The 26,098-nt window shown below is 72.2% G+C and carries 32 protein-coding genes, 1 pseudogene and 1 riboswitch; of the genes and pseudogenes, 8 read left to right on the top strand and 25 right to left on the bottom strand.

All coding sequences use genetic code 11. The annotated features are described in order from the left end of the window. A partial coding sequence (locus tag JNW91_RS16665) for a TSUP family transporter (protein ID WP_203176258.1) occupies positions 1-541 on the top strand: 541 nt, incomplete at its 5' end. Then, positions 541-1,311 carry a GNAT family N-acetyltransferase gene (locus JNW91_RS16660; RefSeq protein WP_203176256.1) on the top strand — a complete coding sequence of 257 codons (771 nt, stop codon included), beginning with the start codon at positions 541-543 and terminating at the stop codon, positions 1,309-1,311. The genes JNW91_RS16665 and JNW91_RS16660, both read left to right, overlap by 1 nt. A 4-nt stretch (positions 1,312-1,315) precedes the next feature. On the opposite strand, the gene JNW91_RS16655 is transcribed toward JNW91_RS16660, so the two are convergent. After that, positions 1,316-1,822 (bottom strand): peptide deformylase, encoded by a 507-nt coding sequence (locus JNW91_RS16655; protein ID WP_203176255.1) that lies wholly within the window; start codon positions 1,820-1,822, stop codon positions 1,316-1,318. A 31-nt stretch (positions 1,823-1,853) separates the two neighbouring features. Beyond that, positions 1,854-3,077: a chorismate-binding protein gene (locus JNW91_RS16650; RefSeq protein ID WP_203176265.1), complete on the bottom strand. Its 1,224-nt coding sequence runs from the start codon at positions 3,075-3,077 to the stop codon at positions 1,854-1,856. A gap of 96 nt (positions 3,078-3,173) precedes the next feature. Here JNW91_RS16650 and JNW91_RS16645 point away from each other — a divergent pair, with 96 nt between their 5' ends. Continuing rightward, positions 3,174-3,374, top strand: coding sequence for a DUF5999 family protein (locus JNW91_RS16645; protein ID WP_139582101.1), 201 nt, complete (start codon positions 3,174-3,176; stop codon positions 3,372-3,374). Positions 3,375-3,495: 121 nt separating this feature from the next. Here the strand turns inward: JNW91_RS16645 and gcvP are convergent, their stop codons facing one another. The 3 genes from gcvP to JNW91_RS16630 all read right to left on the bottom strand — a co-directional run bounded on the left by gcvP (position 3,496) and on the right by JNW91_RS16630 (position 8,541). Beyond that, positions 3,496-6,318 carry an aminomethyl-transferring glycine dehydrogenase gene (gene gcvP / locus JNW91_RS16640; RefSeq protein WP_203176254.1) on the bottom strand — a complete coding sequence of 941 codons (2,823 nt, stop codon included), beginning with the start codon at positions 6,316-6,318 and terminating at the stop codon, positions 3,496-3,498. A gap of 73 nt (positions 6,319-6,391) precedes the next feature. Continuing rightward, positions 6,392-6,490, bottom strand: a riboswitch (glycine riboswitch). A 64-nt stretch (positions 6,491-6,554) separates the two neighbouring features. Beyond that, positions 6,555-7,412: an NAD-dependent protein deacetylase gene (locus JNW91_RS16635; protein ID WP_203176253.1), complete on the bottom strand. Its 858-nt coding sequence runs from the start codon at positions 7,410-7,412 to the stop codon at positions 6,555-6,557. A gap of 61 nt (positions 7,413-7,473) precedes the next feature. After that, the gene (locus JNW91_RS16630; protein WP_203176252.1) at positions 7,474-8,541 is read right to left on the bottom strand and encodes a MerR family transcriptional regulator; all 1,068 of its coding nucleotides are present in this window, start codon (positions 8,539-8,541) and stop codon (positions 7,474-7,476) included. Between the two features lie 110 nt (positions 8,542-8,651). Here JNW91_RS16630 and JNW91_RS16625 point away from each other — a divergent pair, with 110 nt between their 5' ends. Beyond that, positions 8,652-9,308, top strand: coding sequence for an NAD(P)H-binding protein (locus JNW91_RS16625; protein WP_203176251.1), 657 nt, complete (start codon positions 8,652-8,654; stop codon positions 9,306-9,308). A gap of 127 nt (positions 9,309-9,435) precedes the next feature. Here JNW91_RS16625 and JNW91_RS16620 read toward each other — a convergent pair whose 3' ends face one another. From JNW91_RS16620 to JNW91_RS16550, 15 genes are all read right to left on the bottom strand, one after another. Continuing rightward, complete coding sequence (locus JNW91_RS16620) at positions 9,436-10,137, bottom strand: DivIVA domain-containing protein (RefSeq protein ID WP_203176249.1); 702 nt, start codon at positions 10,135-10,137, stop codon at positions 9,436-9,438. Continuing rightward, entirely contained in the window at positions 10,134-11,315 is a 1,182-nt protein-coding gene (locus JNW91_RS16615) for a globin domain-containing protein (protein WP_203176247.1), read from the bottom strand. Before JNW91_RS16615 ends, JNW91_RS16620 begins: the two co-directional genes overlap by 4 nt. Before the next feature lie 2 nt (positions 11,316-11,317). Beyond that, entirely contained in the window at positions 11,318-11,716 is a 399-nt protein-coding gene (locus JNW91_RS16610) for a group I truncated hemoglobin (RefSeq protein WP_203176245.1), read from the bottom strand. A 362-nt stretch (positions 11,717-12,078) separates the two neighbouring features. Continuing rightward, positions 12,079-12,675 carry a MerR family transcriptional regulator gene (locus tag JNW91_RS16605; protein WP_203176243.1) on the bottom strand — a complete coding sequence of 199 codons (597 nt, stop codon included), beginning with the start codon at positions 12,673-12,675 and terminating at the stop codon, positions 12,079-12,081. 191 nt (positions 12,676-12,866) lie between these two features. Further along, a complete protein-coding gene (locus tag JNW91_RS16600; protein ID WP_203176241.1) occupies positions 12,867-13,331 on the bottom strand; it encodes a bifunctional nuclease family protein in 465 nt (154 codons plus the stop codon). A gap of 184 nt (positions 13,332-13,515) precedes the next feature. Further along, entirely contained in the window at positions 13,516-14,217 is a 702-nt protein-coding gene (gene ftsR / locus JNW91_RS16595; protein ID WP_203176264.1) for a transcriptional regulator FtsR, read from the bottom strand. A gap of 50 nt (positions 14,218-14,267) precedes the next feature. Next, a complete protein-coding gene (odhI, locus tag JNW91_RS16590; protein ID WP_007071101.1) occupies positions 14,268-14,720 on the bottom strand; it encodes an oxoglutarate dehydrogenase inhibitor Odhl in 453 nt (150 codons plus the stop codon). 214 nt (positions 14,721-14,934) lie between these two features. Continuing rightward, complete coding sequence (gene gcvH / locus JNW91_RS16585) at positions 14,935-15,315, bottom strand: glycine cleavage system protein GcvH (protein WP_151489617.1); 381 nt, start codon at positions 15,313-15,315, stop codon at positions 14,935-14,937. A gap of 60 nt (positions 15,316-15,375) precedes the next feature. Then, on the bottom strand, positions 15,376-16,371 hold the full coding sequence (locus tag JNW91_RS16580) for a DUF881 domain-containing protein (protein WP_203176239.1): 996 nt from the start codon (positions 16,369-16,371) through the stop codon (positions 15,376-15,378). 11 nt (positions 16,372-16,382) lie between these two features. Continuing rightward, positions 16,383-16,715 (bottom strand): small basic family protein, encoded by a 333-nt coding sequence (locus JNW91_RS16575; RefSeq protein WP_007460356.1) that lies wholly within the window; start codon positions 16,713-16,715, stop codon positions 16,383-16,385. After that, the gene (locus JNW91_RS16570) at positions 16,712-17,659 is read right to left on the bottom strand and encodes a DUF881 domain-containing protein (RefSeq protein WP_203176237.1); all 948 of its coding nucleotides are present in this window, start codon (positions 17,657-17,659) and stop codon (positions 16,712-16,714) included. The genes JNW91_RS16575 and JNW91_RS16570 overlap by 4 nt, the downstream gene beginning before the upstream one ends. Continuing rightward, entirely contained in the window at positions 17,656-18,288 is a 633-nt protein-coding gene (locus JNW91_RS16565; RefSeq protein ID WP_203176236.1) for a CDP-alcohol phosphatidyltransferase family protein, read from the bottom strand. The genes JNW91_RS16570 and JNW91_RS16565 overlap by 4 nt, the downstream gene beginning before the upstream one ends. Before the next feature lie 294 nt (positions 18,289-18,582). Next, positions 18,583-19,047: a MarR family winged helix-turn-helix transcriptional regulator gene (locus tag JNW91_RS16560; protein WP_203176235.1), complete on the bottom strand. Its 465-nt coding sequence runs from the start codon at positions 19,045-19,047 to the stop codon at positions 18,583-18,585. Positions 19,048-19,103: 56 nt separating this feature from the next. Further along, entirely contained in the window at positions 19,104-20,282 is a 1,179-nt protein-coding gene (locus tag JNW91_RS16555; protein WP_203176233.1) for a PP2C family protein-serine/threonine phosphatase, read from the bottom strand. Positions 20,283-20,350: 68 nt separating this feature from the next. Continuing rightward, on the bottom strand, positions 20,351-21,097 hold the full coding sequence (locus JNW91_RS16550) for an SAM-dependent methyltransferase (protein ID WP_203176232.1): 747 nt from the start codon (positions 21,095-21,097) through the stop codon (positions 20,351-20,353). A 116-nt stretch (positions 21,098-21,213) separates the two neighbouring features. Between JNW91_RS16550 and JNW91_RS16545 the strand changes: the two are divergent. The 3 genes and pseudogenes from JNW91_RS16545 to JNW91_RS16535 all read left to right on the top strand — a co-directional run bounded on the left by JNW91_RS16545 (position 21,214) and on the right by JNW91_RS16535 (position 22,851). Further along, positions 21,214-22,094, top strand: a pseudogene (locus JNW91_RS16545) (universal stress protein). 71 nt (positions 22,095-22,165) lie between these two features. Further along, positions 22,166-22,378: a hypothetical protein gene (locus tag JNW91_RS16540; RefSeq protein ID WP_007460364.1), complete on the top strand. Its 213-nt coding sequence runs from the start codon at positions 22,166-22,168 to the stop codon at positions 22,376-22,378. Then, positions 22,375-22,851, top strand: a complete 477-nt coding sequence (locus tag JNW91_RS16535; RefSeq protein ID WP_203176231.1) for a hypothetical protein — start codon at positions 22,375-22,377, stop codon at positions 22,849-22,851. The genes JNW91_RS16540 and JNW91_RS16535 overlap by 4 nt, the downstream gene beginning before the upstream one ends. Here JNW91_RS16535 and JNW91_RS16530 read toward each other — a convergent pair. Further along, positions 22,848-23,054 (bottom strand): hypothetical protein, encoded by a 207-nt coding sequence (locus JNW91_RS16530; RefSeq protein ID WP_203176230.1) that lies wholly within the window; start codon positions 23,052-23,054, stop codon positions 22,848-22,850. The genes JNW91_RS16535 and JNW91_RS16530 overlap by 4 nt on opposite strands. Positions 23,055-23,186: 132 nt before the next feature. Between JNW91_RS16530 and JNW91_RS16525 the strand changes: the two genes are divergently transcribed. Next, a complete protein-coding gene (locus JNW91_RS16525; RefSeq protein WP_203176229.1) occupies positions 23,187-23,837 on the top strand; it encodes a hypothetical protein in 651 nt (216 codons plus the stop codon). A 3-nt stretch (positions 23,838-23,840) separates the two neighbouring features. Here JNW91_RS16525 and JNW91_RS16520 read toward each other — a convergent pair whose 3' ends face one another. The 4 genes from JNW91_RS16520 to JNW91_RS16505 form a co-directional block, all read right to left on the bottom strand. Further along, the gene (locus JNW91_RS16520; RefSeq protein ID WP_203176227.1) at positions 23,841-24,011 is read right to left on the bottom strand and encodes a hypothetical protein; all 171 of its coding nucleotides are present in this window, start codon (positions 24,009-24,011) and stop codon (positions 23,841-23,843) included. Between the two features lie 95 nt (positions 24,012-24,106). Further along, positions 24,107-25,384 carry a hemolysin family protein gene (locus JNW91_RS16515; RefSeq protein ID WP_203176262.1) on the bottom strand — a complete coding sequence of 426 codons (1,278 nt, stop codon included), beginning with the start codon at positions 25,382-25,384 and terminating at the stop codon, positions 24,107-24,109. Between the two features lie 80 nt (positions 25,385-25,464). After that, positions 25,465-25,662, bottom strand: coding sequence for a hypothetical protein (locus tag JNW91_RS16510; RefSeq protein WP_203176260.1), 198 nt, complete (start codon positions 25,660-25,662; stop codon positions 25,465-25,467). 99 nt (positions 25,663-25,761) lie between these two features. Next, the coding region (locus JNW91_RS16505; RefSeq protein ID WP_238425123.1) for a SelB domain-containing protein at positions 25,762-26,098 on the bottom strand (337 nt) is incomplete at its 5' end.

The following is a 26,098-nucleotide window of genomic DNA, read 5'->3' as shown; positions in this document are numbered from 1 at the left end:
GGCAGCGGGGTTGGCGGTGGTCAGCGCGGGTGTGGGTGCCGCGTTGGCCGGGGCGGTGCCGGCGTCGGCGTACCGGCCGGTGGTGCTGGTGGTGCTGGTGGCGGTGGCGGTGTTCGTGCTGCTGCGTCCCCGGCTGGGGGTGGTGGCGGCGCCGGGGAAGCGGACTCCGGTGCGGGTGGCGGCGGTGGTCGCGGTGGCCGGGGTGGGTATCGCCCTGTACGACGGTCTGATCGGCCCGGGGACGGGCACGTTCCTGGTGTTGGCGTTCACCGCTCTGGTCGGCGCGGATTTCGTGCACGGCTCGGCGATGGCGAAGGTCGTCAACGCGGGCACGAACCTGGGTGCGCTGGTGGTGTTCGGGGTGACCGGGCACGTGTGGTGGCTGCTGGGCGCGGGCATGGCGGTGTGCAACATCGCCGGCGCGGTGCTGGGGGCGCGGATGGCGTTGCGTCGCGGGTCGGGATTCGTGCGGGTGGTGCTGTTGGTGGTGGTCGTGGCGTTGGTCGCGAAGCTCGGCCATGACCAGTGGGTGGCGCGCTGATGCCGGTGCGCGCGGAGCACGACCGGGCTGTCCTGGCCGAGCTGCTGGGTCGGGATCCGGTGCTGCACGCCTACCAGTTGGGTGACCTGGACGACTTCTTCTGGCCGTACACGTCGTGGTTCCGCCGCGGTGAGCAGGTGGTGTTGCTGTATCACGGGGTGGAGCCGCCGACGCTGTTGGCGTTCGCGGCGCCGGCGGACACGGCGGCGTTGGCGGCGTTGCTGACCGAGGTGGCGCCGGTGCTGCCCGCCCGGCTGTACGCGCACCTGTCCCCCGGGCTGGTCGAGGCGCTGTCCGGGTCGTTCCGGTTCGATTCGGGCGGGCGGCATCACCGGATGGCGTTGACGGACCCGACGCGGCTGGACGCGGTGGCTGCGGCGGGTGTGGTGCTCGGCGCGGCGGACCTGCCGCGGTTGCGGGAGTTGTACGCGGTGGCGTACCCCGGCAACTGGTTCGACGCGCGGATGGTGGACACCGGGCAGTACCTGGGGGTCCGCGACGGCGGTGACCTGGTGGCGGTGGCCGGGGTGCACGTGTTCTCCCCGGCGTACCAGGTGGCGGCGTTGGGCAACGTGACGACGCACCCGCGGTGGCGGGGGCGGGGTGTGGGCGCGGCGGTGGTGGCGGGACTGTGCGCCCGGCTGCGGCGCAGCGTGCGGCACGTGACGTTGAACGTGCAGGTGGACAACGCGGCGGCGGTGCGCCTTTATGAGCGGGTGGGTTTCACCCGGGTCGCCGACTACGACGAGTGGACGTTGACGGCGCGGTAGGGCGTCAGCGGCGGCTGGGTGAGTCGAAGCGGCCGGCGCGGATCTCGCGCAGGGCGCGGCGGCGGATGTCCCCGCGCAGGGTGTCGACGTAGAGGGTGCCGCGCAGGTGGTCGGTCTCGTGTTGCAGGGCGCGGGCGAGGAAGCCGCTGCCGGTGATGCTGAGGGGTTCGCCGTTCTGGTCGACGCCGTGCGCGGTGGCGTGCAGGGCGCGCGCGGTCGGGAAGTACAGCCCGGGGATGGACAGGCAGCCTTCCTCGTCGTCCTGGAGTTCGTCGGACAGTTCCAGGGTGGGGTTGATGAGGTGGCCGCGGTGTCCGTCGGCGTCGTAGACGAACACCTGGGCGCTGACGCCGATCTGGGGTGCGGCGACTCCGGCGCGGCCGGGCGCGCCGAGCAGGGTGTCCATCAGGTCGGTGACCAGGGCGCGCAGTTCCGCGTCGAAGGTGGTGACCGGCTCGCATTCGGTGCGCAGGACGGGGTCGCCGATGATCCGGATGGGCCGCATGGTCATGCGGGTCAGCGTATCGCCGGGCCTGGGGCGCTCAGCGTCCGGCCAGGGTGGCGCGGATCGGGGCGGTCTTCGCGGCGGCCTCGGCGACCTCGGCGCCTGCGTCGCTGTCCCAGGTGATGCCGCCGCCGGCCCAGGTGTGCAGCGTCTCGCCGTCGGCGGCGGCGGTGCGGATGGTCAGGCCGAGGTCGATGTGGCCGGGGGCGACCCAGCCCAGGGCGCCCATGCTGGCGCCCCGGCCGACGGGTTCGAGGGCGGCGATCCGGGTCAGCGCGGCGCGTTTCGGTGCGCCGGTGACGGAGCCGCCGGGGCAGGTGGCGCGGAGCAGGTCGGCGAGGCCGAGGCCGTCGGCGACGGTGGCCCGCACGGTGGACTCGGCCTGCCACAGGTCGCACCAGCGGCGGATGGCGAACAGGTCGTCGACGGTGACGGAGCCGGTGCGGGCGATGCGGGCGAGGTCGTTGCGTTCCAGGTCGACGATCATGATGTGTTCGGCGCGTTCCTTGGCGCTGGTGAGCAGTTCGGCGCGGCCGGCGGCGGTGGCGGGGCGGGTGCCCTTGATGGGTCGGGTGGTCAGGTGCCCGCCGGTGACCTCGATGAGGGTTTCCGGGGAGGCGCAGCCGATGGCCCAGCCGTCGCCGGTGAGGACGCCGCCGTAGCGGGCGCCGGGTAGCGCGCCGAGGCGGCGCAGGGCGGGCAGCGGGTCTCCGGTGTAGCGGGCGGCGGCGTGGCCGACGAGGTTGGTCTGGTAGACGTCGCCGCGGCCGATGGCGGCGCGGACGGCGTCGACGGCGGCGGCGTGCTGCTGCGGTGTCCAGCTCTCGGTCCACGCGCCGAGCCACCAGGGTGTCGCTGCGCTGGCCGGGGTGCCTCGGGTGGGCCCGTGGTCGTAGACGACGACGACCAGGTCGGGCAGGGTGGGCGCGGGTTCGGGTGCGGTGGTGGGGGCGCCGGCCAGCTGCGCTCCGGCGGCGGCGGAGAGGTAGAACGCGGCGCCGCAGGCGGTGTCGTGGTGGTGGCGGGAGGGTGCGGGTCGGCTCAGGTCGTGCAGGGCCATGCCGTGCGCGGCGAGGAACTCCTCGGCGAGCGCGGCGGGGTCACCGCCGTCGGCGCGGCGCCAGTGCAGCCGGGCCCGTTCGACGAGGGTGTCACGGCAGCGGGGTGGTGCCGCCGGCGCATCGACCAGCACCTGTGGGAGCGTTTCCACGCCGTATGGCCCGACCTTCCTCATCCGTTCAGTGGATTTCCCGTGCGCCAGGCCGACACCTGCTCGATGCTGGACACTTTCGCTTGGTACTGTGCGTCACTGGTCATGTGAACCATGACACAGTGCCCCCACAGTCCGGAGAACCCGATGTGCCAGCACCAACCGACCTGCCCCTCCGCCGCAGCGACCGACCGCGAAGCCGCCCGGGTCCTCGCTTGCTTTCCTGAGCAGGGCTGGAGCCTGCTCTGCAACGGTGTCATCGTCTTCGAGGACACCGGTGAACTCCTCCCCGACGGCAGCAGCATCGCCCCGCACCGCGGCCCCGCCCGTCACGCCCTCGTAGCCTGATCGGCCACTCAGCGTCACCTCATCGCCGCCGTCGACCCAGGCTAGTCCCCCACTCGGGGCGTCCGAGCCAGGTCGGCGCGGCTGCCGGGGCGGCTGATGACCCGCCCCGGCGCGCCCGCCGTCAGTCCTCGAACGCCTCCGGCGACGGGCACGAGCAGACCAGGTTCCGGTCGCCGTACGCGCCGTCGATACGCCGCACCGGCGGCCAGTACTTCCCCGCCCGGTCCACCCCGCCCGGGTACGCGCCCACCGACCGCGGGTACGGATGCGGCCACTCGTCACCGCTGACCATCGCCGCGGTGTGCGGCGCGTTCGCCAGAGGGTTGTCCCCCGCCGGCCACTGCCCCGACCCCACCTGCTCGATCTCCGCCCGGATCGCGATCATCGCGTCGCAGAACCGGTCCAGCTCGGCCAGGTCCTCGCTCTCGGTCGGCTCCACCATCAGCGTCCCCGCCACCGGGAACGACATCGTCGGCGCGTGGAAGCCGTAGTCGATGAGCCGCTTCGCCACGTCGTCCACGCTCACCCCGGTCGCCTTCGTCAACGGCCGCAGGTCGAGGATGCACTCGTGCGCGACCAGGCCCTTGTTGCCGGCGTACAACACCGGGAAGTGCCCGCGCAGCCGCGCCGCCACGTAGTTCGCCGTCAGCACCGCGACCCCGGTCGCCCGGGTCAGCCCCTCGGCGCCCATCATCCGCAGGTACGCCCACGGGATCGGCAGGATCCCCGCCGACCCGTACTTCGCCGCCGAGATCGCCGGCGTGGCGTCGGCGTGCGCGCCCAGCGGGTCACCGGGCAGGAACGGCGCCAGGTGCGCGCGCACCGCCACCGGACCGACGCCAGGGCCGCCGCCGCCGTGCGGGATGCAGAACGTCTTGTGCAGGTTGAGGTGCGACACGTCCGCGCCGAACTTACCCGGCTTGGCGAACCCGACCAGGGCGTTGAGGTTCGCGCCGTCGACGTACACCTGCCCGCCGGCGTCGTGGACCTTCGCGCACAGCGACGCGATGCCCGTCTCGTACACGCCGTGCGTCGACGGGTACGTCACCATGATCCCGGCGAGCGCGTCCCGATGCTTGTCGATCTTCGCGTCCAGGTCGACGAGGTCGACGTTGCCGTCGTCGTCGCAGGCCACCACGACCACCCGCATACCGGCCATCACCGCCGACGCCGCGTTCGTGCCGTGCGCCGACGACGGGATCAGGCACACGTCGCGGTGCGCCTCACCCCGCGACGCGTGGTACGAGCGGATCGCCAGCAGCCCGGCCAGCTCACCCTGCGAACCCGCGTTGGGCTGCACGCTGACCGCGTCGTAGCCGGTCAGCTCGGCCAGCCACGACTCCAGCTGACCGATCATCTCCCGGTAGCCGACGGTCTGCTCGTCCGGCGCGAAGGGGTGGATGTGCGCGAACTCCGCCCAGCTGACCGGCTCCATCTCGGTGGTCGCGTTCAGCTTCATCGTGCACGACCCGAGCGGGATCATGCCCCGGTCCAGGGCGTAGTCGAAGTCCGACAGCCGCCGCAGGTAGCGCAGCATCGCCGTCTCCGAGTGGTGGCTGCGGAACACCGGGTGGGTCAGGAAGTCGCTGCTGCGCGCCAGGTCGACCGGCAGGGCCGCGTCGACGTCGCCGTCGAACGCGGGCACACCGAACGCCTCCCACACCGCCGTCAGGTGCGCGCCGGTGGTCGTCTCGTCGCAGGACACACCCACCCGGTCGGCGTCGACCAGCCGCAGGTTGACGCCCCGCTCGGCGGCGGCCGCCACGACCTGCGCCGCCCGACCCGGCACGTGTGCGGTGACGGTGTCGAAAAACGCGACGTCCGCGACGTCGACGCCACCGGCGCGCAGCCCGGCCGCGAGCCGCGCCGCCATGGCGTGGGTACGCGTCGCGATGTCCCGCAGCCCGTCCGGGCCGTGGTAGACGGCGTACATGCCGGCCATCACCGCGAGCAGCACCTGCGCCGTGCAGATGTTGCTGGTCGCCTTCTCCCGCCGGATGTGCTGCTCGCGGGTCTGCAACGCCAACCGGTAGGCCGGGTTGCCGTCCGCGTCGCGTGACACCCCGACCAGGCGGCCGGGCAGCATCCGCTCCAGGCCCGAGCGCACCGCCAGGTAACCGGCGTGCGGCCCACCGAAGCCCATGGGTACGCCGAAACGCTGGGTGGTGCCGGCGGCGATGTCCGCGCCGATCTCCCCCGGTGCGCGCAGCAGCGTCAACGCCAGCAGGTCCGCCGCGACGGTCACCAGGGCCCCGACGGCGTGCGCGGCCTCGACGAGGCCCGCGTGGTCACGGACCGCCCCGGACGTGCCCGGGTACTGCAGGTGCAGCCCGAAGAACTCCGCCGGCAGCTCGTCACGCTCGACGTCGACGACCCGCACGTCGATGCCCAGCGGCTCGGCCCGACTGGCGATCACCGCGATGGTCTGCGGCAACGCGTCGGCGTCGACCACGTACACCCGGCTCTTGCTCTTCGACGCCCGCCGCGCCAGGGTCATCGCCTCCGCCGCGGCGGTGCCCTCGTCGAGCATCGACGCGTTCGCGGTGGCCAACCCGGTCAGGTCCGTGACCATGGTCTGGAAGTTCAGCAGCGCCTCGAGGCGGCCCTGGCTGATCTCCGGCTGGTACGGCGTGTACGCCGTGTACCAGGCCGGGTCCTCCAGCACGTTGCGGCGGATCACCGCCGGGGTGTGCGTGCCGTGGTAGCCCAGGCCGATCATCGACACGGCGACGGTGTTGCGCGCCGCGAGGGCCCGCAGCTCGGCGATCGCCTCGGCCTCGGTGGCCGGATCCGGCAGGTCCAGGGTGCCGTGCCAGCGGATCACCTCGGGGATCGCGGCGTCCATCAGCTCGTCGATCGAGCCGTGCCCGACGACCTCCAACATCCGGCGCTCGTCGTCCGGTCCGGGACCGATGTGACGGGTGGCGAACTGCTCTACGGTCATTGGGGGCACTCCCGGGGCGAGGTCGACGTGTCGGCCTCCCCCTCTGTCGCACCCCACGGGGTGCTCCACAGTGCCTGCCCACGAGGTCCTTTTGCCTGAGAGGTTCCGGGGAGGATTTGCCCCTTCGGCGCCGCCCCGGGTGCTGTCGGGCGGTCTCTCCCACGTGGGTGGTACCGGCATGGTCAACGCTACCAGCGCCGGTGTTTCCGGCAGATGTCCTACCCCTGGGTGGGCCGTCACACCCCGGCGGGCGTGGCCACCGTCGCGCCGCCGGTGACCCGATCGGCCAGCACCGGCAGCAACGCCCCCAACGGCGCGTCGACGCACACCGTGGCGTACCCGTCACCGCGGGTCGGCCCCTGGTTGACGATCGCCACCGGGATGCCCCGTTTCGCCGCCCGAATCACGAACCGGCGACCCGACATCACCGTCAACGACGACCCGAGCACCAGCACCGCCCGAGCCTGCTCCACCAGCGCGAAGCACCGCGCCACCCGCTGCGGCGGCACCGTCTCACCGAAGAACACCACGTCGGGTTTCAACATACCGGTGCCGCAGATCCCGCAGTCCACCGGCCGAAACGCCGCCACCTGCTCATCGGGGAGATCCACGTCACCGTCCGGGTTGACCGCGGCGACCCTGGCCACGAAGTCCGGGTTGGCCTCGCGCAGCCGCCGGTCCACCTCCTCCCGGGAGGTCAGGTTGCCGCAGTCCAGACAGGTCACCTCGTCCAGGCGGCCGTGCAGTTCGACCACCGACCCGCTGCCCGCCGCGCCGTGCAACCCGTCGACGTTCTGGGTGATCACCGCGTCGACCAGGCCGGCGTGCTGCAACCGCGCCACGGCCCGGTGCCCGGCGTTCGGCGCCGCCCGGGCGATCAACCGCCACCCCAGGTGGCTACGCGCCCAGTACCGCCGCCGCGCGACGGGATCGCGGGTGAACGCCTGGAACGTCATCGGGGTGTGGCGGCGGGCCACCCCGCTGGGCCCCCGGTAGTCCGGGATACCCGACTCGGTGGACAGGCCCGCCCCGCTGAGCACCACCACCTGACCCCCGGCCACCAGCGAGGTCAACGCGTCCAGGCTCTCCGTCACCCCTCCATGCTGCCTCAACGCGGCCGCCGCCGCCGAACCCCGGCGGGCCCTGTGGTGCTGTCTACACCGCGGCGACGTCGGCGACGACGCAGGCGATGTTGTCCGGCGCCCCCGCGGCCGTCGCCAGACCGATCAGCCTCCGCACCGTGTCCTCGGGATCGGCCGCCGCGCTCAGCGTCGACGCCAGGGCGACCCGGTCGACGACAGCGGACAACCCGTCGGAGCACAGCAGGTACCGGTCACCGGGCAGAGCGGTGCGCAGCGCAAGATCGGCCTCGACCTGCGGGCCACCACCGAGAGCGCGCACCAGCACGGCCCGCCGGGGATGCCTGTCCGCCTCGTCGCGGTCGAGCCTGCCCTGATCCACCTGGGTCCGCACCCAGGTGTGGTCCTGGGTGAGCAGCGACAACTCCGCACCGCGCAGGAGGTACGCCCGGGTGTCACCGATGTGCACCAGGGCCAGTTGGGAGCCGCTGCGCAGCAGCGCGGTCAGCGTGGTGACCGGCTGGTGCTCGTCGGTCGCCAGGGCGCGGACGATGTCGTCGGCGTCGGTCACCGCGCCGGCCAGCATCGTCAGCAGTTCGACGGCCGGTACGTCGGTGAGCTCCAACGCCCGCAGAGCGTCGACGGCGGCGGCGCTGGCGGCGGCGCCACCGGGTCCCCGCATGCCGTCGGCGACGGCGAGCAGCCGCTCACTGGCGTACGCGGCGTCCTCGTTGCTGTCGCGTACCGCCCCGATGTCGCAACCGGCGGCGTAGCGCACGGCAAGGGTGACATTGGAACCAGACACGGTGGTACCCCCTTCGGACAGGTGATCCACGAGGATGGCGGCGAGTCGCGCGCGAGCCGCGGTGTCGGCGCTGACCTGCCGCCAGTACGCGGTGATCGCCTCCGCCGCCGCCGCGGGTCGCAGGGCACACACGGCGCGGATCGTCGCCAGTGGCATGCCGACGCGACGCAACTGGGCCACCAGCCGGGCCAGCGGCACCTGCTCCGGATCGTAGAGCCGGTATCCGGACTCGGGATCGACCGCGGCCGGGCGCAGCACCCCGACCCTGTCGTACAGGCGCAGCGCCTTCGGCGTCAGTCCCGCCGCCCGGGCGAACGCCCCGATGGTCAACAAACCCACGTCGGCATCCTCCTCGTGCCGGTCACGGCGACCGGCAGGGACCAGACTGGGGGTTCCCCAAAGGTCAAGGTCAAGCGCGGCGGCCCCACCACCGCCGGTAGGTTGGGCGCATGCGTGTCGTCATCGCCGGAGGCCACGGCAAGATCGCCCTACTGCTGGAGCGTCACCTCGCCGAGCGCGGCGACACCGCCGTCGGCCTGATTCGTAACCCCGAGCAGGCCGCCGCGCTGCGCGCCGCCGGCGCCGTCCCCGTCGTCTGCGACCTGGAACACACCGACGTCACCGACCTCGCCGCGCACCTCGACGACGCCGACGCGGTGATCTTCGCCGCCGGCGCCGGCCCCGGCAGCGGCGCCGCCCGCAAGGACACCGTCGACCGGGCCGCCGCCGCGCTGTTCGCCGACGCCGCCACCCACGCCGGTGTCCGCCGCTACCTGCTGGTGTCCTCGATGGGCGTGGACGCCCCACCCGCCGCCGGCACCGACGACGTGTGGGCGGCGTACCTGCGCGCCAAACGGGCCGCCGAGGACGACCTGCGCGCCCGCGACCTGGACTGGACGGTCCTGCGACCCGGCCGGCTCACCGACGACGCGCCCACCGCACGGGTCACCTTCACCCGACACGCCGGCCGCGGCGCGATCAGCCGCGCCGACGTCGCCCACGTCCTCGCCGCGCTGCTCGACGAGCCACGCACCACCGGGCTGACCCTCGAACTCGTGGGCGGGCAGACGCCGATCGCCGACGCCATCAACGCCGTCACCCCCTGAGCCGTACCCGGCCGACCTGCGGCGTCCTCCGCCCGCCGTGGTGAACGCCAGGCGCCCAGGGCCGCCGCGATGACGTTGACACTCGCCACCCGGGTGGGGCCCGTCCGACGCGGACCCCACCCGAGGTTCAGCGCTGGTGGTGCCGCGGCAACGCCGCCTGTGCCGCCGCCGGGCCCGCGGCGAACGGGGCACCCGGCGTCTCCTTCGCGATCCGGTCCATCGTCCGCGCCAACTGCTCACTGCCGTCGTCGAGATGCCGCGCCGCCGCCTGCATGTGCGACACCATCATCTCCCCGAAGATCCGCAACGCCTCCCGGGTCGCCACCGTGTCGTCGAAGCTCGGCCCGGCCGAACTGCGGTAATCCGCCACCGCCCGCTCGGCCTCCTGCTTCGCCTCCTCCGCCGCGGCCCGCATGTAACTCTCGTACTGCATCCGGGCGTACTCGGCGACCCGCCGCGCGTAGTCGTGCGCCTGCGCGATGATCTGCTCCGCCTCCCGCTGCGCCGCGGAGAGCAGATTCACCTCCTTGGCCGCCGGTGCCTTCGCCGCAGCCGTCCCCGCACTCGGAATGACCCCGTGCCGGTGCAGCTCCACCCGGTCGTTGAGCCGCTCGTTCTCCGCCCGCAGACTCGCGATCTGCGTCGCCAACAAATCCAACTCGTCGGCGACCTGCACCCGGAACCGGTCCACGTCGGCGTTGTCGTAACCACGCCGAGCGAACGGCGCCGTCCCGAACTCCCACCGCCGGACCCGGTCCGCGGTCATCCGGACCTGCACACCGCCGGACACCTGCACACCGTCGTACCGACTGATCGGCGTCGCGCTCACCTGAGCCCACCTCCGGAAGTGTCACCGACGATCGACTGATCCACCGCCGTCCGCCAACCCGGGCCGTACCACTGCTTACCCAGGCCCTCGTGATGCACCTGACCCGCGTGGTAACCCGCCCGGGCCAACGCCTGCACCGCATGTGAAACCATCTCGTCCGAGCCGCACACGTACACGTGCCGCGACCGCCAGTCACCATCGGCCAGCGCCCGATCCACCGCGTGCACGAACTCCCCCGGCCGGCCCCCGTCGGCACCCACCACGTAGGTCACCGCCAGCCACGGGTACGACGACGCCAACTTGTCGATCGCGTCGCTGTCGTAGAACTCACTGCGTGAACGCGCGCCCACGTACAGATCCACCCGCCGGCGTGAACCCTCCGCGGCGACCTGCTCCACCAACGCCTTCACCGGCGCCCAGCCGGTACCCGAGGCCAACAGCAGCAGATCGCTCGAACCCGCCGCCCACAACCCCAGCCGGTCACCCACCGGCGCCGCCAGGTGGATCCGATCCCCCACCGACGACCCGTACACCAGCCGCGAGGACACCGCACCACCCGGCGCGGCCCGCACATGCAACTCCAACGTGCCGTCCGCGCGCGGCGCGTTCGCCGGCGAGTAGTACCGCCACGAACGCACCGACGGATGCGACACCCCGATCGACTGGCCCGCGGTGAACGGCAACAGGTACTGCGGGCGCACCGTCAGCACCGCCACGTCGAACGCCCGCCGCTCGTGCGCCACGATCTCCGCCACCCACCACGGCGGATTCACCGCCTCGGCGGCCTGCGCGGCCTCACTCATCACCTGCGCGACCAACCCGTACGCGGCCGCCCAGTCCTGCGCCAACTCCGCGGTCCACTGCTCGGCGAGGAAATGCTGCAACGTCGCCAGCAACGCCTCACCGACGGCCGGGTAGTGCTCCGCGCGCACCGCAAACTTGCGGTGATCCGCGCCGAGGTCCTGCAGGAAACCCACCAGCCGATCCACCTGGTCCACGTTGGACACGATGTGCCCCAACGCGGTGACGAGCCGGTCACGCTGCCCCGCCATGTTCGTGGGGAACATCTGCCGCGTCTCGGGATGGGCCAGAAACAACGTCGAATAGAAGTAGAGCGGCACCTGGTCACCGTGCTCGGCGACCAGGGACCAACTCTGCTTGAGTCGGGCCGCGTCCACGCTCAGACGCCCGGACGGTTCCCGGAGGCCACGACCTGGTCCTGCACCTGACCCAGCACCGTCCGCACGTCGGCCAGGATGTCGGCGGGCACACCCAACTCGGTCAGCGTCGCCACCAGGTGCTCCCCCACCTTCACGTAGTGCTCCACCGGAATGTTCAGCGGCTGGTGCGCCTCGGCCAACCCGCGACCGGCGTACTCGTTCGGGCCACCCAGCACCACCGTCAACATCAACGTCAGGTGCCGCCGCTGACCCACCATGTCCACATTGGTGAAGTAACCCGCCAGGTCCGGATCGGCGAGCACCCGGTCGTAGAACAGGTCGACGGCCGCCTTGACCGAACGGGCGCCGCCAATGCGGTCGTAGTGCGAAGCGGGGGCGGTTTCTTCCGTAACCGTCACGGTCTTTCCTTCCGAGGTGAGGATCGCGCGGGGTCGGCGCGGAGGGGCATCGGCCCACGAGCAACACCGTCGTGCCACGGCGACACACCGGGGACCGTGACGGACCATAGCGTGCCGGCGGCCCCCGGTCAGCGCCCCCCTATCGGATTGCCGACAACACGCGGCCACCCAGGGTCATCACACCCGTCCACCGTCCACAATCGGCCACGACGACGGCACCCAGAGTGATCCACACAGGATCAGGCCAACCCGCGACCCCACCACCCGCCGGCCAGGTCGACCCACAGTCACCAACCAGCGACCAGAAAAAGCGGACCTCAAAAACCGGGCGAGCCCACAACCCGGAAACGGCGCACCGCCGCTCAGCCCGCCCGCCGCCGCGCCCGCCGCGCAGCCAACTCGTCGCCCACCGGATCCGACTCCGACCCCACCACGGGCTCCGCCGGACCACTCGCCGCCGGCTCCGCCGGCAGATGCGACAACGACCCCTGAATCTCCTTGAACGCCCCACCGATCGCGATACCGAAGACACCCTGGCCACCCTGCAACAGGTCGACCACCTCCTCCGGGGACCGGCACTCATACACCGTCGTCCCATCGGAGATCAGCGTGATCCCGGCCAGATCCTCCACCCCACGCGACCGCAACGCCTCGATCGCCTTACGGATGTTTTGCAGGGACACCCCCGCGTCCAACAACCGCTTCACGACCTTCAACACCACCAGGTCCCGGAACGAGTACAACCGCTGCGTGCCCGAACCCGACGCGTCACGCACGCTCGGCACCACGAGCGTCGTACGCGCCCAATAATCCAGCTGCCGGTAACTGATGCCCACCGCGTGGCACGCCGTCACACCCCGGTAGCCCACCGAACCGTCACCCTCAGTCGCCATACCCGGCGACGAGGTACCCGGCTCGTCCAACTGTGTACCCGGATCAGGATCCTGCGGCTCGTGCATCCGGACAACCTCCCCGTCAGTGCGGCGACGCGTCGTTTCCGGGACGCGCACCCCTCGACACGGCAACCCTATAGCCACCTTCAGGGGTTACCACGGAGGAACCGACGCGACACGCCGCGCAGCCACCAGGAAAGATCACCAACCACACCCCGACATCACCCACAGTGACACCGGCGCACCAGCGGAACCGCTCAGCCCGCGAAATCCTCCGGACGCACCTGCTCCAGGAACTCGCGGAACTTCTCCACCTCGTCCTCCTGCTCGTCCGGGATGACGATCCCCGCCTCGGTGAGGACCTGCTCCGCACAACGAATCGGCGCCCCGACACGCAACGCCAACGCGATCGAATCGCTCGGCCGCGCCGACACCCGCACCCCATCGCCGATCAACAGATCCGCGTAGAAGACGTTCTCCTTGAGCTCGGTGATCTCCACCGCCTGCAACGGCGCCTGCAACGCCGCCAACACGTCCCGCAGAAGATCATGCGTCAACGGCCGGGCCGGCTTGACCCCCTGCTGCTCATAAGCGATAGCCGTGGCCTCGACCGCACCGATCCAGATCGGCAGATAGCGGTCCCCCTCGACCTCCCTGAGCAGGACGATCGGCTGGTTGCTGGGCAGCTCTACCCGAACTCCGACCACGCTCAGCTCGCGCACCGCCGCCTCCGTGTCGTCGTCAACCTACGCACCGCGCCTTTCCCTGCACGGTACACGGACCGCGACACGGCCGTCCCATGCGCTACAGCACCACGCCCGCGCCAGAAAGGGGTTACCCCGGCAAGCCTACGGCACGCTTCCCCGAAGAGATCTTTCCGCTCCGCCACCGCCCGCCGAGGCCCCGTCACCGACCCAACGTCGACCGCAGACCCACCCGCACCAACGCCGCGTGCAACTGCTCCGACAACGCCGCCAACTCCCGCGCCGTCTCCGCAGCCCGCGCCCGCGCCGCCGGATCACTCTGCCGCACCAACGGCGCCACCAACTGCGCGAACAAACCGACCTCACGGTCCGCAGCCGTCCGATAACCCCGCAGATGCCGCGGCTCCAACCCGTACGCCGCCAACCCCGCCACCGCCGACGCGATGATCAACGCGTCCGTGTCATACCACCCCGGCGGATCCGGCACCAGCACACCGAGCCGCTCCAACTCCACCAACGTCGACTCGTCGATCCCACTGCGCGCCACCAGATCCGCCCGGCCGAGCCGCACCTGCGACGACTCGGCCGGCTCCGCCGACTCACGACCCGGCACCGCACCATCAGGGCCCACCGCGACCAACGCCGGCCGCGAACGCCCCGGCTGCTCACCGGACGAATCCCACTCCGCCAACTGCTCACGGATCACCCGCAACGGCAGATACCTGTCCCGCTGCGCGGTCAGCACGAACCGCAACCGCGCCACGTCGTCCCAGCTGTACTTCCGGTAACCCGCCGCCGTCCGCTGCGGCTCCACCAGACCCTCGGCCTCAAGGAACCGCAGCTTCGAAATCGTCGTATCCGGAAAATCCACCCGCAACTGACCCAGCACCTCACCGATGCTCATCAGCGGCTGGGACCGGGCCGCCCCGGGTGGCGTGGAGGCCGCAGGCTCGTTCACCCCCGGCCGGCCTCCTCCTCCGGGCGCGGACCGGCGATGAACACCACCCGGAACTTACCGATCTGAACCTCGTCACCATTGCTCAACGTGGCCGCCTCGACCCGCTCACGATTCACGTACGTGCCGTTCAGGCTGCCCACGTCCCGCACCGTGAACGTCCCACCATCACGGTGGAACTCCGCATGCCGACGCGACACCGTCACATCGTCGAGGAAGATGTCACTGTCCGGATGCCGGCCACTCGTCGTCACATCGTGGTCCAACAGGAACCGGGCACCCGCATTCGGGCCGCGACGAACCACCAGCAGCGCCATACCCGGCGGCAACGAACCGGACATCCGGCTCGGCACCACATCGGTGTCCGGCCCCTCCAGCACTTCGTCGAGCGAACCGAGATTGAGCGTCGAAGTGACGTCGAGCGGGGGGAACTCGTCGTCTGGGCGCGTCATGGGACCACCTCACGGATCTGTTCGGTCGGCGTCGGGTAATGGCGGGTCTGGCCGCCGGGCACATGCACACCCGGCGGCTGGCTCCCCGTGCCCGGGAAGGCAATTCCGCAACGCTCAACTATTGGGTTCTCGGTCGACTGGGCGAGCCTAGCCAGCGCCGAAATGCAGGGCAACCGGACGCGCGCAGACAACACACGCACCGGATCAAGCACACTCAGCCTTCGGTGATCTTCTGGTACGCAGCCGCCGTCAGCAACCCGTCCGCCGCCGTCGGATCATTCGGAGTGATCTCCACCAACCAACCCGCACCATACGGATCAGTGTTGATCAGCTCCGGAGTGTCACCCAACGCCTCATTGCGCGCCGCCACCGTACCGGCAACCGGCGCGTAGATCTCCGACACGCTCTTGGTCGACTCGATCTCACCCAACGAGTCACCGGCCGCGACCACCGCACCCGCCTCGGGCAACTGCACGTACACGATGTCGCCCAACGCGTCCTGCGCGAAGTGCGTGATGCCGACCCGAACCGAACCGGTGCCGTCACCCGCCACCCACTCATGCTCGGCGGTGTATCGCAGATCCTCGGGAATCACCAGACGCGTCCTTCATCCATCGGTGCCCCGGACCACCCGGGTCCGGGGCGGCCGCGCCGGTCAGGAGACCGGACGGGCGTGTTCCAACTTGATCGGCGCGTGCAGCGCCGAAACCTCGGCAACCTCACGCTCCCCAAACGTCACGTTACCGCCGTCACCCCGGACCGACGCGACCACCCCACCAGGAATGTTCAACGCCGTACGCATCGTCGCCGGATCACCGATCACCGTGATCGTGAACGGACCCACCAACCGGCGCCCCTCCACCACCAACGACCCGTTCTCCCCATCGAGGAAAAACGTCGACGCGATGATCCGCACCGTCGCCCGGTCACCACCGGAGATCTGCATCGCCTCCGCGCCCGCGCCCCGCAACTCCTGCACCGCGTCCAACACCCGGCCCGCCGAGATCGGCTTGCCCCCGCTGGAGAACTGCACCGTCAAACCGGGCCCGACCGCCGGCAACGTCCCCGCCAGGATCCCCAGCTCGTCCGCCCGCCGCGTCGCCTCGTCCAACGCCGCCTGACGACCCTGCTCACCCGAACGCAACTGCCGCTGACTGTCCTCCAACGCCCGGATGTCCTGTTGCAGGCGACTCTCCCGCGCATCCAGATCCGACAGGATCCGCACCAGGTCCTCCTGACGCGTCGCCCCCAACGTCGGATCCGTCGACGTCGTCTTCAACTGCACCACCAGCGTGAAACCCAACAACGCCAGCAACGCCACGATCATCACACCGGCCGTACTCAACCGGGACCGACCCGCCGGCTTCGCCGACTCCACGACCGGCGCCGGGACCTCGACCTGCCGCGCCCCCGAAGCGTCCGGCTCCGCCGACCGCGACACCGACGCCAGGTCCACCGTCGCACCATCGTCGACCGGCGCGACCCCGGGCTCGTCATCCGACGGCACCGGCTCCTGCGGCGCCAACGGACTCAACTCGTCCGGATCCGGCGCATCCGGCCGCGGATCCGGCTCTCCCGCCGGACCACCCGGCCGCACCGGCCCCGCCGGCTGCGGCCAGCCCGTCCCCGTCTCGGTCTGCTCGTCGCTCATCGCATCCAAACCTACGCCCGGAACAGGTGCCGACGGATCGCCGCCACGTTGCCGAAGATACGCACGCCGAGCACGACCACCACACCGGTGGACAACTGCCCGCCCACACCCAACTGATCACCCAGATACACGATCAGGCCAGCCACCAGCACGTTCGAAATGAACGACACCACGAACTGCTTGTCATCGAAGATCCGGTCCAGCTTCGCCCGAACCCCACCGAACACCGCGTCCAACGCGGCCACCACCGCGATCGGCAGGTACGGCTGCAACGCCGCCGGCACTGTGGGGTCAAGCCACACACCGAGCACCACACCGGCGAGCAACGCCAGCACCGCGATCATCGACCACCTCCGGAGGGGCTAGCGGTCGCCGGAGAACCGGACGACCCGGGACTGCCGGACCGGCCACCCGACACGGAAGGGCTCGGACTGACCGACGGCTTGGCGTAGCGTAGCTGCGGCTCCGGCGCCGCCGGCAGGGTGAGGTCGTCCGCCTCCCGCACACCGAACGACAGACCGGTCTTCTGCGACACATCCCGCATCAGCGCCGCGTTACGGCTGCCGTCGAACCTGCGCCGCATCGACCCCGGTCCGATCGCCGACACCTCGTACGGCCCCGTCACCGGCCGAAAATCCACCAACATCGCCTCACCCGCCGACCGGATCGTCGACGTCGCGGTCAGCCGCTGCCCATTGATGGCGATCGCCTCCGCACCGGCGCTCCACAGGGCGTTCGCCACACCCTGCAGATCGCTGTAGAGCACCCGCGACGGCCCCGCGCCGGCACCGGTGACCGCGTCCGCCCTGCCCGGAGCGTCCGCCAACCGCACCACCACACCGTCACCCCGCACCCGACCCAGCCCGGTGCCCGCCTCCAGGTCCCGCAGGCGGGCCGCCGCCGACCCACTCAACGCCGCGTCCCGCTGCCGACTGACCTCCTCGCGCAGCTCGTCCGCCCGCGTGGACAACCGGTCGGTCTGGCTCTCCCGCTCCTTGATCTGCGCCACCAACCCGGAGCGGGCCTGGCTACGACCCGGCTCGTCCGCCATCGTCTGCCGATACGCGACCGCGAACAGGAAACCCAGCAGCACCACCACGACCAGGCTGACCGACCGGGTCGGCCAGGCCCGCCACCCCCGAGCCGCAGGCTCCGTCGACGCCGCGCTCCGACGGGCGGCCGCGGCGTCCGCGTACCCCGGGTCGAGCGGGTTGCGGAACAACTCGGTGAGGAAGTCCGGCGCGTACACCCGGTCCTGCCGACCACCCCCGGGCCGCGGCGCGCTCACGCCGCCGCTCCCGAGCCCCGCGCCGCGCGCACCAGGCGGGCCGCCTGCACCACGTACATGCCACCGGCCACCCAGTAGAGCACCAACCCCCACCAGGCCAGCCCCCAGCCGATCGCGGCCGTCGCCGTCGCCGCCGCGCTCCACCCGGTGGCCAGCAGCAGCACCGGGAACGCCGCGAGCAGCAGGAACGTGGCGGTCTTGCCGACGTAGTGCACCGGCGGCGGACCGTAGCCGTAGCGGCGCAGCACCGCCAGCGAGCCGAGCAGCAGCAACTCCCGGGCCAGCAGCGCCGCGGTGAACTGCCACGGCACCACCTCCCGGACGGTGAAGGCGATCAGCGTGGCGAGGATGTAGAGCCGGTCGGCGAGAGGGTCCAGCAGTTCCCCGAGGCGGCTCACCTGACGCAACCGGCGGGCGATCCAGCCGTCGACCCAGTCCGTGGTGCCGCCGACGGCCAGTACGACGACCGCCGCCACGTCCGCGCGGGCGACCAGGAACAGGTAGAGGAAGAGGGGTACGCCCAACAGCCGCCCGAAGCTGATCAGGTTGGGCAGGGTGAGCACCTGGTCGCCGGGAGCCTGCTCGCCGGTGTCCCGCGGGTGCTCTGCCCGAGCCGGCCGACGCGACACCGAACCTCCTCCGCGGCACGCTCCGACCCACCCGGCCGAGTGCGGGCGCGGCGGAGGTCGTACGCGCTGTCGGGCCGGCCACCGCCGGCTCCCCTGCGGCCCCGGACGGGACCTCTTCCCTGACACGGCCCGCGATCTCGATGATCGCGGGCCGGGTAAGTGCGCTGCCACTATATCGGGCTCGCGCCCGCTGCCCGGGTGCCGCCGCTCGGCGGTCGGTGCGGTTGTGCCGCACTGTGGCGTGGATCACCACGCGTAAAGCGTCCTAGGATACTAGTGGAAGGGGTGGCCCGATCAGGCCGTCTGCACCGCCGGGTCGGTCTGCTCCTCCGGCACCGACTGGGTCGCCGCCCGACCGAACGCGAGCAGCGCCGCCAGGAGATCGTGCTGCATCCGAGGCGGCATCCGGTCCAGGACCGCCTGCACCGCCCGTTGCCGCCGCTCGGCCAACTCCCGCAGGAGGGTCTGCCCGGCCGCCGTCGGCACCAGCCGCACCTCACGCCGGTCCCGGGGATCGGCGACCCGGCGCAGCAGGCCCGTCGCCTCCAGCCGGTCACAGAGCCGGCTGGCCGAGGACGGCACCACGTCCAGCAACTCCGCCAGACGGTTGACGTTGGTCTCGGACCGACTGCTGATCAGCATCAGGACCCGCAGCTGGGTCGGCGGCACCTGATGACGCGCGGCCGCCGATTCGAGCACGGCGACCATCGTCTCGGCGGCCGCGTCGATCGCCGCGGCGAGATCCCCAGGTCGTTCCACCCGATGTCCCCTGCCGTCGTCGCGCTGGTGCCCGCCGGACGGAGCGGCGGCAACCCTCACCCGCCGTTCCGCTCGCGCGGACCGTGCCAGTCCAGGCAGACCACGACGGCGTCGTCGCGCAGATCGGAGTCCACGTGGTAGGCGTGCAGTTCGCGCATCACCGTACCAACCGCCTCGGTCGCCGGCTGCAAGCGTGTGGCGCGCAGCGAACGGGCCATCGCCCGCTGCCCGTACGGCTCCTGGCCCGGGGGCTCCGCCGCCCACACCCCGTCGCTGACCACGAAGACACGGTCCCCCGGCTCGAGCTGGAACTCCTGCAGCTCGTAGCGGGTCTCCGCGAACATGCCCAGCGGCATCTGCTGCTCCAGCTTCACCGGCTCGACCACCGCCCCGCGCATCCGCAGCATGTGCGGCGAACCGGCGTCGACCGCCCGCACCCGCCCGGTGGCGGTGTCCACCTCCACCAGCAGGGTGGCCACGTAGCGGCGCCCCCGATGCTGGTAGAAGACGGTGTCCGACGCCAACTCCGCCTGCTCGACCAGGCCACCGCCGGAGCGGCGGGCGTTGCGCATCGCGTTGACCGTGACCGCGGTCAGCATCGACGCGGCCAGACCACTGCCCTCGCCGTTGAGAACCGTCAGGGTGAGCCGGTCACCGTCCAGCGACCAGTCGAAGTGGTCACCACCCACCGTGTACGCCGGCTCCAGCTGGCCGGCCAGGTGAAACGCGTGGTGCGACACGCTGCGCCCGGGCAGCAGGTCCCACTGCATCTCGGCGGCCATGCTCAACCGTTCACGGCGGCGGGCCAGGCGGTACCGGTCGGTCTCCCGATCCGCCGCGCGCATGGCCACGGCCAGGGCGCCGGCGATGTCGGTGGCGAGACCGGTGACGGCCGGCCCCGGCGCGGCGGGCAGTTCGATGAGCAACACGCCCAGCCGCTCCCCCCACACCGTCAGGGGCAGGTACAGCCGGCACGAGCCGTCGTCGGCGATGTCGCGCACCGGTTGCTGGCTGCTGAAGCAGCGCTGCGCCACGGTGTGACAGGCGAGGAACCCGGCCGCCGGCAGGTCCGGGTCCAGCACCGGCCAGAGCCCGCTGATCCGGTAGTCGGCCACGAACACGTCCGTACGGAGAGCGCCCAGCGCCGATCGGATCGCCCGGTCGGCCGCCTCCGCCAGCTGGTCGGGCGGAGCCTCGCGCAGCGCGCGCGACACCACCTCCGGCCCGTCCACCATGCGTCCCTCCAGAAACTTGCTACAGGGCAAGAATCATACGGACGGCCCCGGACAGCTCGTCGCCGCGGTCAGTCGTCGCCGCGGACCGCCAGCGCGCCGTAGAACGCGTCGGGCACCTCGGCCGGCGCGCCGGCCGGACGCCAGCGGCTGACCGGCACGATCCCGTCCGCCGTCGGCGACCACCGACCCAGCAGCGGCGCGAACGCGGCCGGCGGGCGCATCCGGAACGCCGGCCCCATCATCGCCAGCGCCTGCGGGTGGGCGGCCAACTCCTCGGTGTCGAAGTCCACGGCGAGCAGGCTGCCCGGCGCCGCGGCGGCGTACAACTCGTCGAGGGTGCGTCTCAAGGTGTCGTCGTCGAGGAACGCGGCGAGCCCGAGGAACACCACCCCGACCGGCCGCCGCCCCCACCCCGGGACGAACCGGTGCAGCTGCGCCGGGTCGATCGTACCGATGTCGGTGGCGTCCCCGAAGCCGTAGCCGGCCCGGTCGCTGCCGGCCAGGATGCGCTGCCCGAGGCGGATGGTGACCGGGTCGACGTCGGTGTAGAGCACGGTTGCCTCGGCGGCGACCTCGTGCACATTGCCCATCGTGGGCACGCCCGCGCCGAAGACCAGGAAACCGTCCACGCCCTGCGCGGCGATCGCCCGCACCGCCCGACCGAGGAAGGCCCGCAACTCCCGGAAGACCGGCGCGCACGGCCCGTACGCCTGCTCGAAAGCGGTCGCGGCGGCCACGTCCACCGGGAAGTGGTCGGCCCCGCCGATCCAGTAGTCGATCATGCGTGCGGTGCTCGGCTGATCCGGTTCGCCCATCGACGACGCTCCCTTTTCTCCGGTGGTCGCCAGCGTACCGACCCGGGCACGCGCGGCGGTATCGCTGCTCCGCGCCCCCTTCGGGCTGCGATAGTGGAACCGGCGGGAGGTGGCCAGTGAACTCGGCGAACAGCGCGGCGGTGGTGGTCGGAGTGGACGGCTCGGAGCCGTCCCTGCGCGCGGTACGCCTCGCCGCCGCCGAGGCCGTGCGTCGGCGCCGGCACTGCGCGTGGTGCACGGGTTCATCTGGCCACTGCTGCACGTGCCGGACTCCCCCGCACCGGACTCCCCGCCCGGCGGCGGCCTGCGCCACCAGGCCGAGGAGATCGTCGCGGCCGCCGTGGCCGAGGCCGAGGCGACCGCGCCCGGACTGACGATCTCCGGCGAGATCATCGACGGCGAGGCTGCGGCCGTGCTGGTGGGCGAATCCCCCACCGCCGCGCTCATCGTGCTCGGCGACCGGGGGCTGGGCGGCTTCGCCACACTGGTGCTCGGCTCGGTGGCGGTGCAGGTCGCCGCGTACGCCGACTGCCCGGTGCTGGTGGTCCGCGGCGAACAACCGCCCGACGAGCCGGTCGTCGTCGCGGTGGACGGCTCGGCGGCGTCCCGGCTCGCCGCCGAATTCGCCGCCGAGACCGCCGAGGCGCGCGGCGTGCCGCTGCGGGCCGTGCACGCCTACCGGCATCCGGGCAGCAGCGGCCCCGGCGACATGCAACCCCTGGTGTACGACGAGGCACGGCTGCACGACGAGCAGGAGCGCGAGCTCGCCGAGTCCCTGGACGGGCTGGCCGAGCGACACCCCGGTGTGCGGGTGACCTGGCGGGCGGTGCACGGCCGCGCCGGCGCCGTGCTCGCCGAGGCGTCCCGTTCCGCCCAACTGGTGGTGGTCGGCGGGCAGGGGCGCGGCGAGGTGACCGGGTTGCTGCTGGGGTCGGTGAGCCAGTCGGTGCTGCACCACGCCCGGTGCCCCGTCGCCGTGGTCCGCGGCCCCCGCTGACGCCCGGGGTTGTCCCGCCGTCAGACGGGTAGACGGCCGCGGTACGCCAACGGCGACGAAGGAGGCGGCACATGCCAGGACCACGGCCGGGCAGCAACGCGTACGACAAGCAGCGGGCGCGGATGCGCAACGCGATCGACGACTCCGGACGGCGGGTGCCCGACGGCAAGGCCAACCAGGTCGCCAACCGGATCCTGCAGGAGGATCGCGGCCAGCGGGGCGTGGTGCGCGGTGAGCGCACGTACGGCCCCAAGAGCGAGCGCGAACCGGGCGATCCGAAATGAGGAAGGTCGACCTGGCCGACGGCGCCATCGCGGGCGCCGTCGGCAGCACCGCGCTGAACGTGGTCAGCTACCTCGATGTGGCGCTGCGGGCTCGGCCCGAGAGCAGCGCCCCGGGGGAGACCGTCGACCGCCTGGCCGGTATCGCGCACGTGAACCTGGGGTCCGGGGCCCGGGCGGCCAACCGCCGCTCGGGCCTCGGCCCGTTGCTCGGCTACGGGCTGGGCATCGCGGCGGGCGTCGCGTTCGCGCTCTACGCCGGTGGCCGGCGGCAGCCGCTGCCGATGGCCACGGGAATTCTCGGCGCCGGGGTGATGACCATGACCGACGGGTCCATCACGGCGCTGGGCATCAGCGACCCGCGCACGTGGCGACGCTCCGACTGGATCTCCGACATCATTCCGCACCTGGCGTACGGGCTGGCGGCCGCCGCCACCTGGAACAGGTTGCGACGGCCGTCAGCGCGCGGCCGCTAGGCCCGGGTGTCGCTCTCGTCGTCGGCCACCGGCTCACCGGCCGGCCCGTAGTGCGACACCTGGCCCTTGGGCACCGGCCGACCCTGGTCTCCGCGAGACGAGCCACGGTTGAGCGGGTGCCCGGTCGGCTTGGGTCCCTTGCTGTCCTGGCTGGTGGCGCCCTTCGCGTTGCGGCGCAGTTCCTCCTGCTGCGGGTTGACCACGGGTGTCTCCCTCCGGATAGGCAGGCGGCATCGGCCGCCTGCGCCGCAGGCATACCCACCCGACCCAGGGCCATTCCGGCCCCGACCGCGGGTGGGAGGGCTAGCCGGACGCAGGGCGGGTACCCACCGAGCGTGGGCAACGATCGACGTGTGGTGCGGGTCCTGCTGGACCGGCGTGGCCACACCTACGCGGAGGAGGCCAGTATCCGGCTCTCCGACCGACCCGGGCCGCTGTACCAGTTGCTGGTGCTGGCCACCCTGCTGAGCACCCGGATCCGGGCGTGCGTCGCGGTGGACGCCGCGCGGGAACTGTTCGCCGCGGGCTACCGCACGCCGCAGGCGATGGAGGCGGCCAGCTGGCAGCAGCGCGTCGACGCGTTGGGCCGGGGGCACTACCGCCGCTACGACGAGCGCACCGCGACGATGCTCGGCACCGGCGCCCGGCTGTGTCTCGACCGCTGGCACGGCGACCTGCGGCGACTGCACCGCGAGGCGCAGGGTGACCCCGCCGGGCTGCGCCGACGGCTCACCGAGTTCCCCGGCATCGGCCCCACCGGCGCCGACATCTACCTGCGCGAGGCGCAGACGGTCTGGTCCGACCTGCGCCCGTACGCCGACCGTCGGGCCCTGGCCGGGGCGAAGCGGCTGGGCCTGCCCGGCTCACCGGACGGGCTGGCCGGGCTGGTTGACGAGCCGGACTTCGGCAGGCTGGCCTCGGCACTGGTGCGGGTGGCGCTCGGCGAGGAGTCCGCCGGCGAGGTCACCCGCGTGGCGGCCCGCTGAGGCTCACTTGACGGTCTTGTCTCCCGGCCGGGTCAGGTGCCACACCAGCAGCGCGGCGAGCAGCGCCAGCACCACCACCCCGCCGGAGATACCGCCGCCCTCCTCGGGGCTCCGGCCGGCGCTGCCGAAGTAGATCACCGCGAGGCCGGCCAGCACCGTGACGAACGTTCGCAACCCTCGGTCCTTCACATCTCGCACCGTAGGCAGCCCGCGCCTCCTGTGGTGCGATATGGCGGAATTGTCCCCCATCCGGGTGCCGCAAGTGGCGCTCACCCCTCGGCGACGAAACCACGCAGCCGTACCCGGCGCACCGCCCGGTCGGCGACCTCCACCACCTCCAGGGTCAGCCCGGGCAGGCGCACCGTCTCCCCCGGCTCACCGGGCAGGCGACGCAACCGCGCCAACACCAGACCGGCGACCGTGGTGTACTCCCGCGACAGCGGAAAACTCAGCCGCACCCCCAGATCGGGCAGATCGTGCAGCGGAAAGTCCCCGGGCACCAGCAGCGACCCGTCCGCTTCCCGGGTCACCCCGTGCACGTCGCGGTCGGTCTCGTCGTACAACTCGCCGACCACCTCGGCCAGCAGATCCTCCATGGTCACCATGCCGTCGATGCCCCCGTGCTCGTCGACCACCAGCGCCAGCTGCTGGTGCTCCTGACGCAGCTGACGCAACGCGTCGGCGACCGGCAGCGTGACCGGCAGCAGCAGCGGCCGGCGGACCCGCTCCCCCACCGTGCCGGTACCGGCCCGCACCAGGTCCCGGATGTGCACCACACCCATCACCTCGTCCAGGCCGCCGCGGCCGGTGACCGGCGCGCGGGACCGCCCGGCGGACGCCAGCCGACGGATTCCCTCATCGGTGCTCAGGCTGGCCGGCAGGGCGGTCACCTCCCGCCGGGGCACCAGGATCTCCCGCAGCGTCCGACCGGCGATGTCGAACGCGCCGGTCAGGATCTCCCGCTGCTGCGCCGACAGGCCGCGCTGGCTGACCAGCATCTCCCGCAACTCATCCTCGGTCATCTCCTCCCGGTTGGCGCGCGGGTCGCCACCGGCCAGCCGCACCACGACGTCGGTGGCACGGCTGAGCAGCCACACCGCCGGGCGGGACAGCCGGGCGAGCAGGTCCAGCGGACCGGCGCTGAGCAGCGCCCAGCGCTCCGCCCGCTGCATGGCCAGCCGCTTCGGGGCCAACTCCCCGAGCACCAACGTGACGAACGTCAGCAGCACCGTCACCACCAGCACCGCGGCCGGACGCGCCGCCGCGCCGAGGAAGCCCAGCGGGCCGATCAGCGGCCCGGCCAGCGACACCGCTGCCGCCGCCGACGCGAGGAAACCGGCCAGAGTGATGCCGAGCTGGATGGTGGCCAGGTAGCGGTTCGGGTCGCGGGAGAGCCGCACCAGGCGGTCACCCGAGCGGGACCGCCGGCCCAGCCGGCGCAACTGCCCCTCGCGCAGCGTCACCAGCGCCATCTCGCTGCCGGAGAGCGCGGCGTTGACCAGCACCAGGACGGCCACCAGCGCCAACTGCCCGAGTTGACCGCCCATCGCGTACTTCCCCTTCTGCCGCCTGAGGTCACTCAACCGCAGCCGAGCCGGCCGCGGCCCGGTTTCCGGCCGTCCGACGCTCAGTCGACCTCCAGGTCGTCCAGCGAGATGGCGTGGGTCATCAGCCAGCGGGCCAGCGCCGACATGCCGAACAGCCAGAGCGGCGCCGACTCGGTGGGGCCGCTGGTGGCGTAGATGGCGAAGCGCAGGTCCGGCGCGCGGTACGCCTCGATCCGCCACCGGTGCTGCCGGTCCCGCCAGACCGCCGAAGGGTCCATGGCGTCACCGTAGGTGACCACCGCCGAACCGGAGGCCGGTTGGCCCGGCACCACCGCCACGCCGAACAGCCCTCGGGCGGTGGACACCGGCAGTGGCGCTCAGGAAACGACGATCCGCGCGTCGTCGGGCAGGCGACGGGTCGCGCCCCGGCGGTCCAGCAGCTCCAGCAGCGGCACCGCCACACGGCGTGTGGTGTCCAACGCCTGCCGGGCCGCGGAGAGGGTGAACGGCTGCGGCAGCCCGGCCAACACCCGGACCGCGTCGTCGAGCGCATCGGGCAGCAGCACCACCGTGTCGGCCAGCCGCACCAGGGCACCGGCGCGCACGGCCGCCCCGATCTCGCGGGGGCCCAGACCGAGGTCGACGAGACGGGTCCGCCTCGGGAGCGCGGAACGGCCGGTCGGCGTACTCGGCGCGGACCCGCTGCAGCGGCCA

Source organism: Micromonospora parastrephiae (assembly GCF_016802865.1).
In the GTDB taxonomy this organism is placed as follows: Bacteria; Actinomycetota; Actinomycetes; order Mycobacteriales; family Micromonosporaceae; genus Micromonospora; species Micromonospora parastrephiae.
Note: the sequence above shows the minus strand (reverse complement) of the source record. Positions and strands in the feature narration are given on the sequence as shown.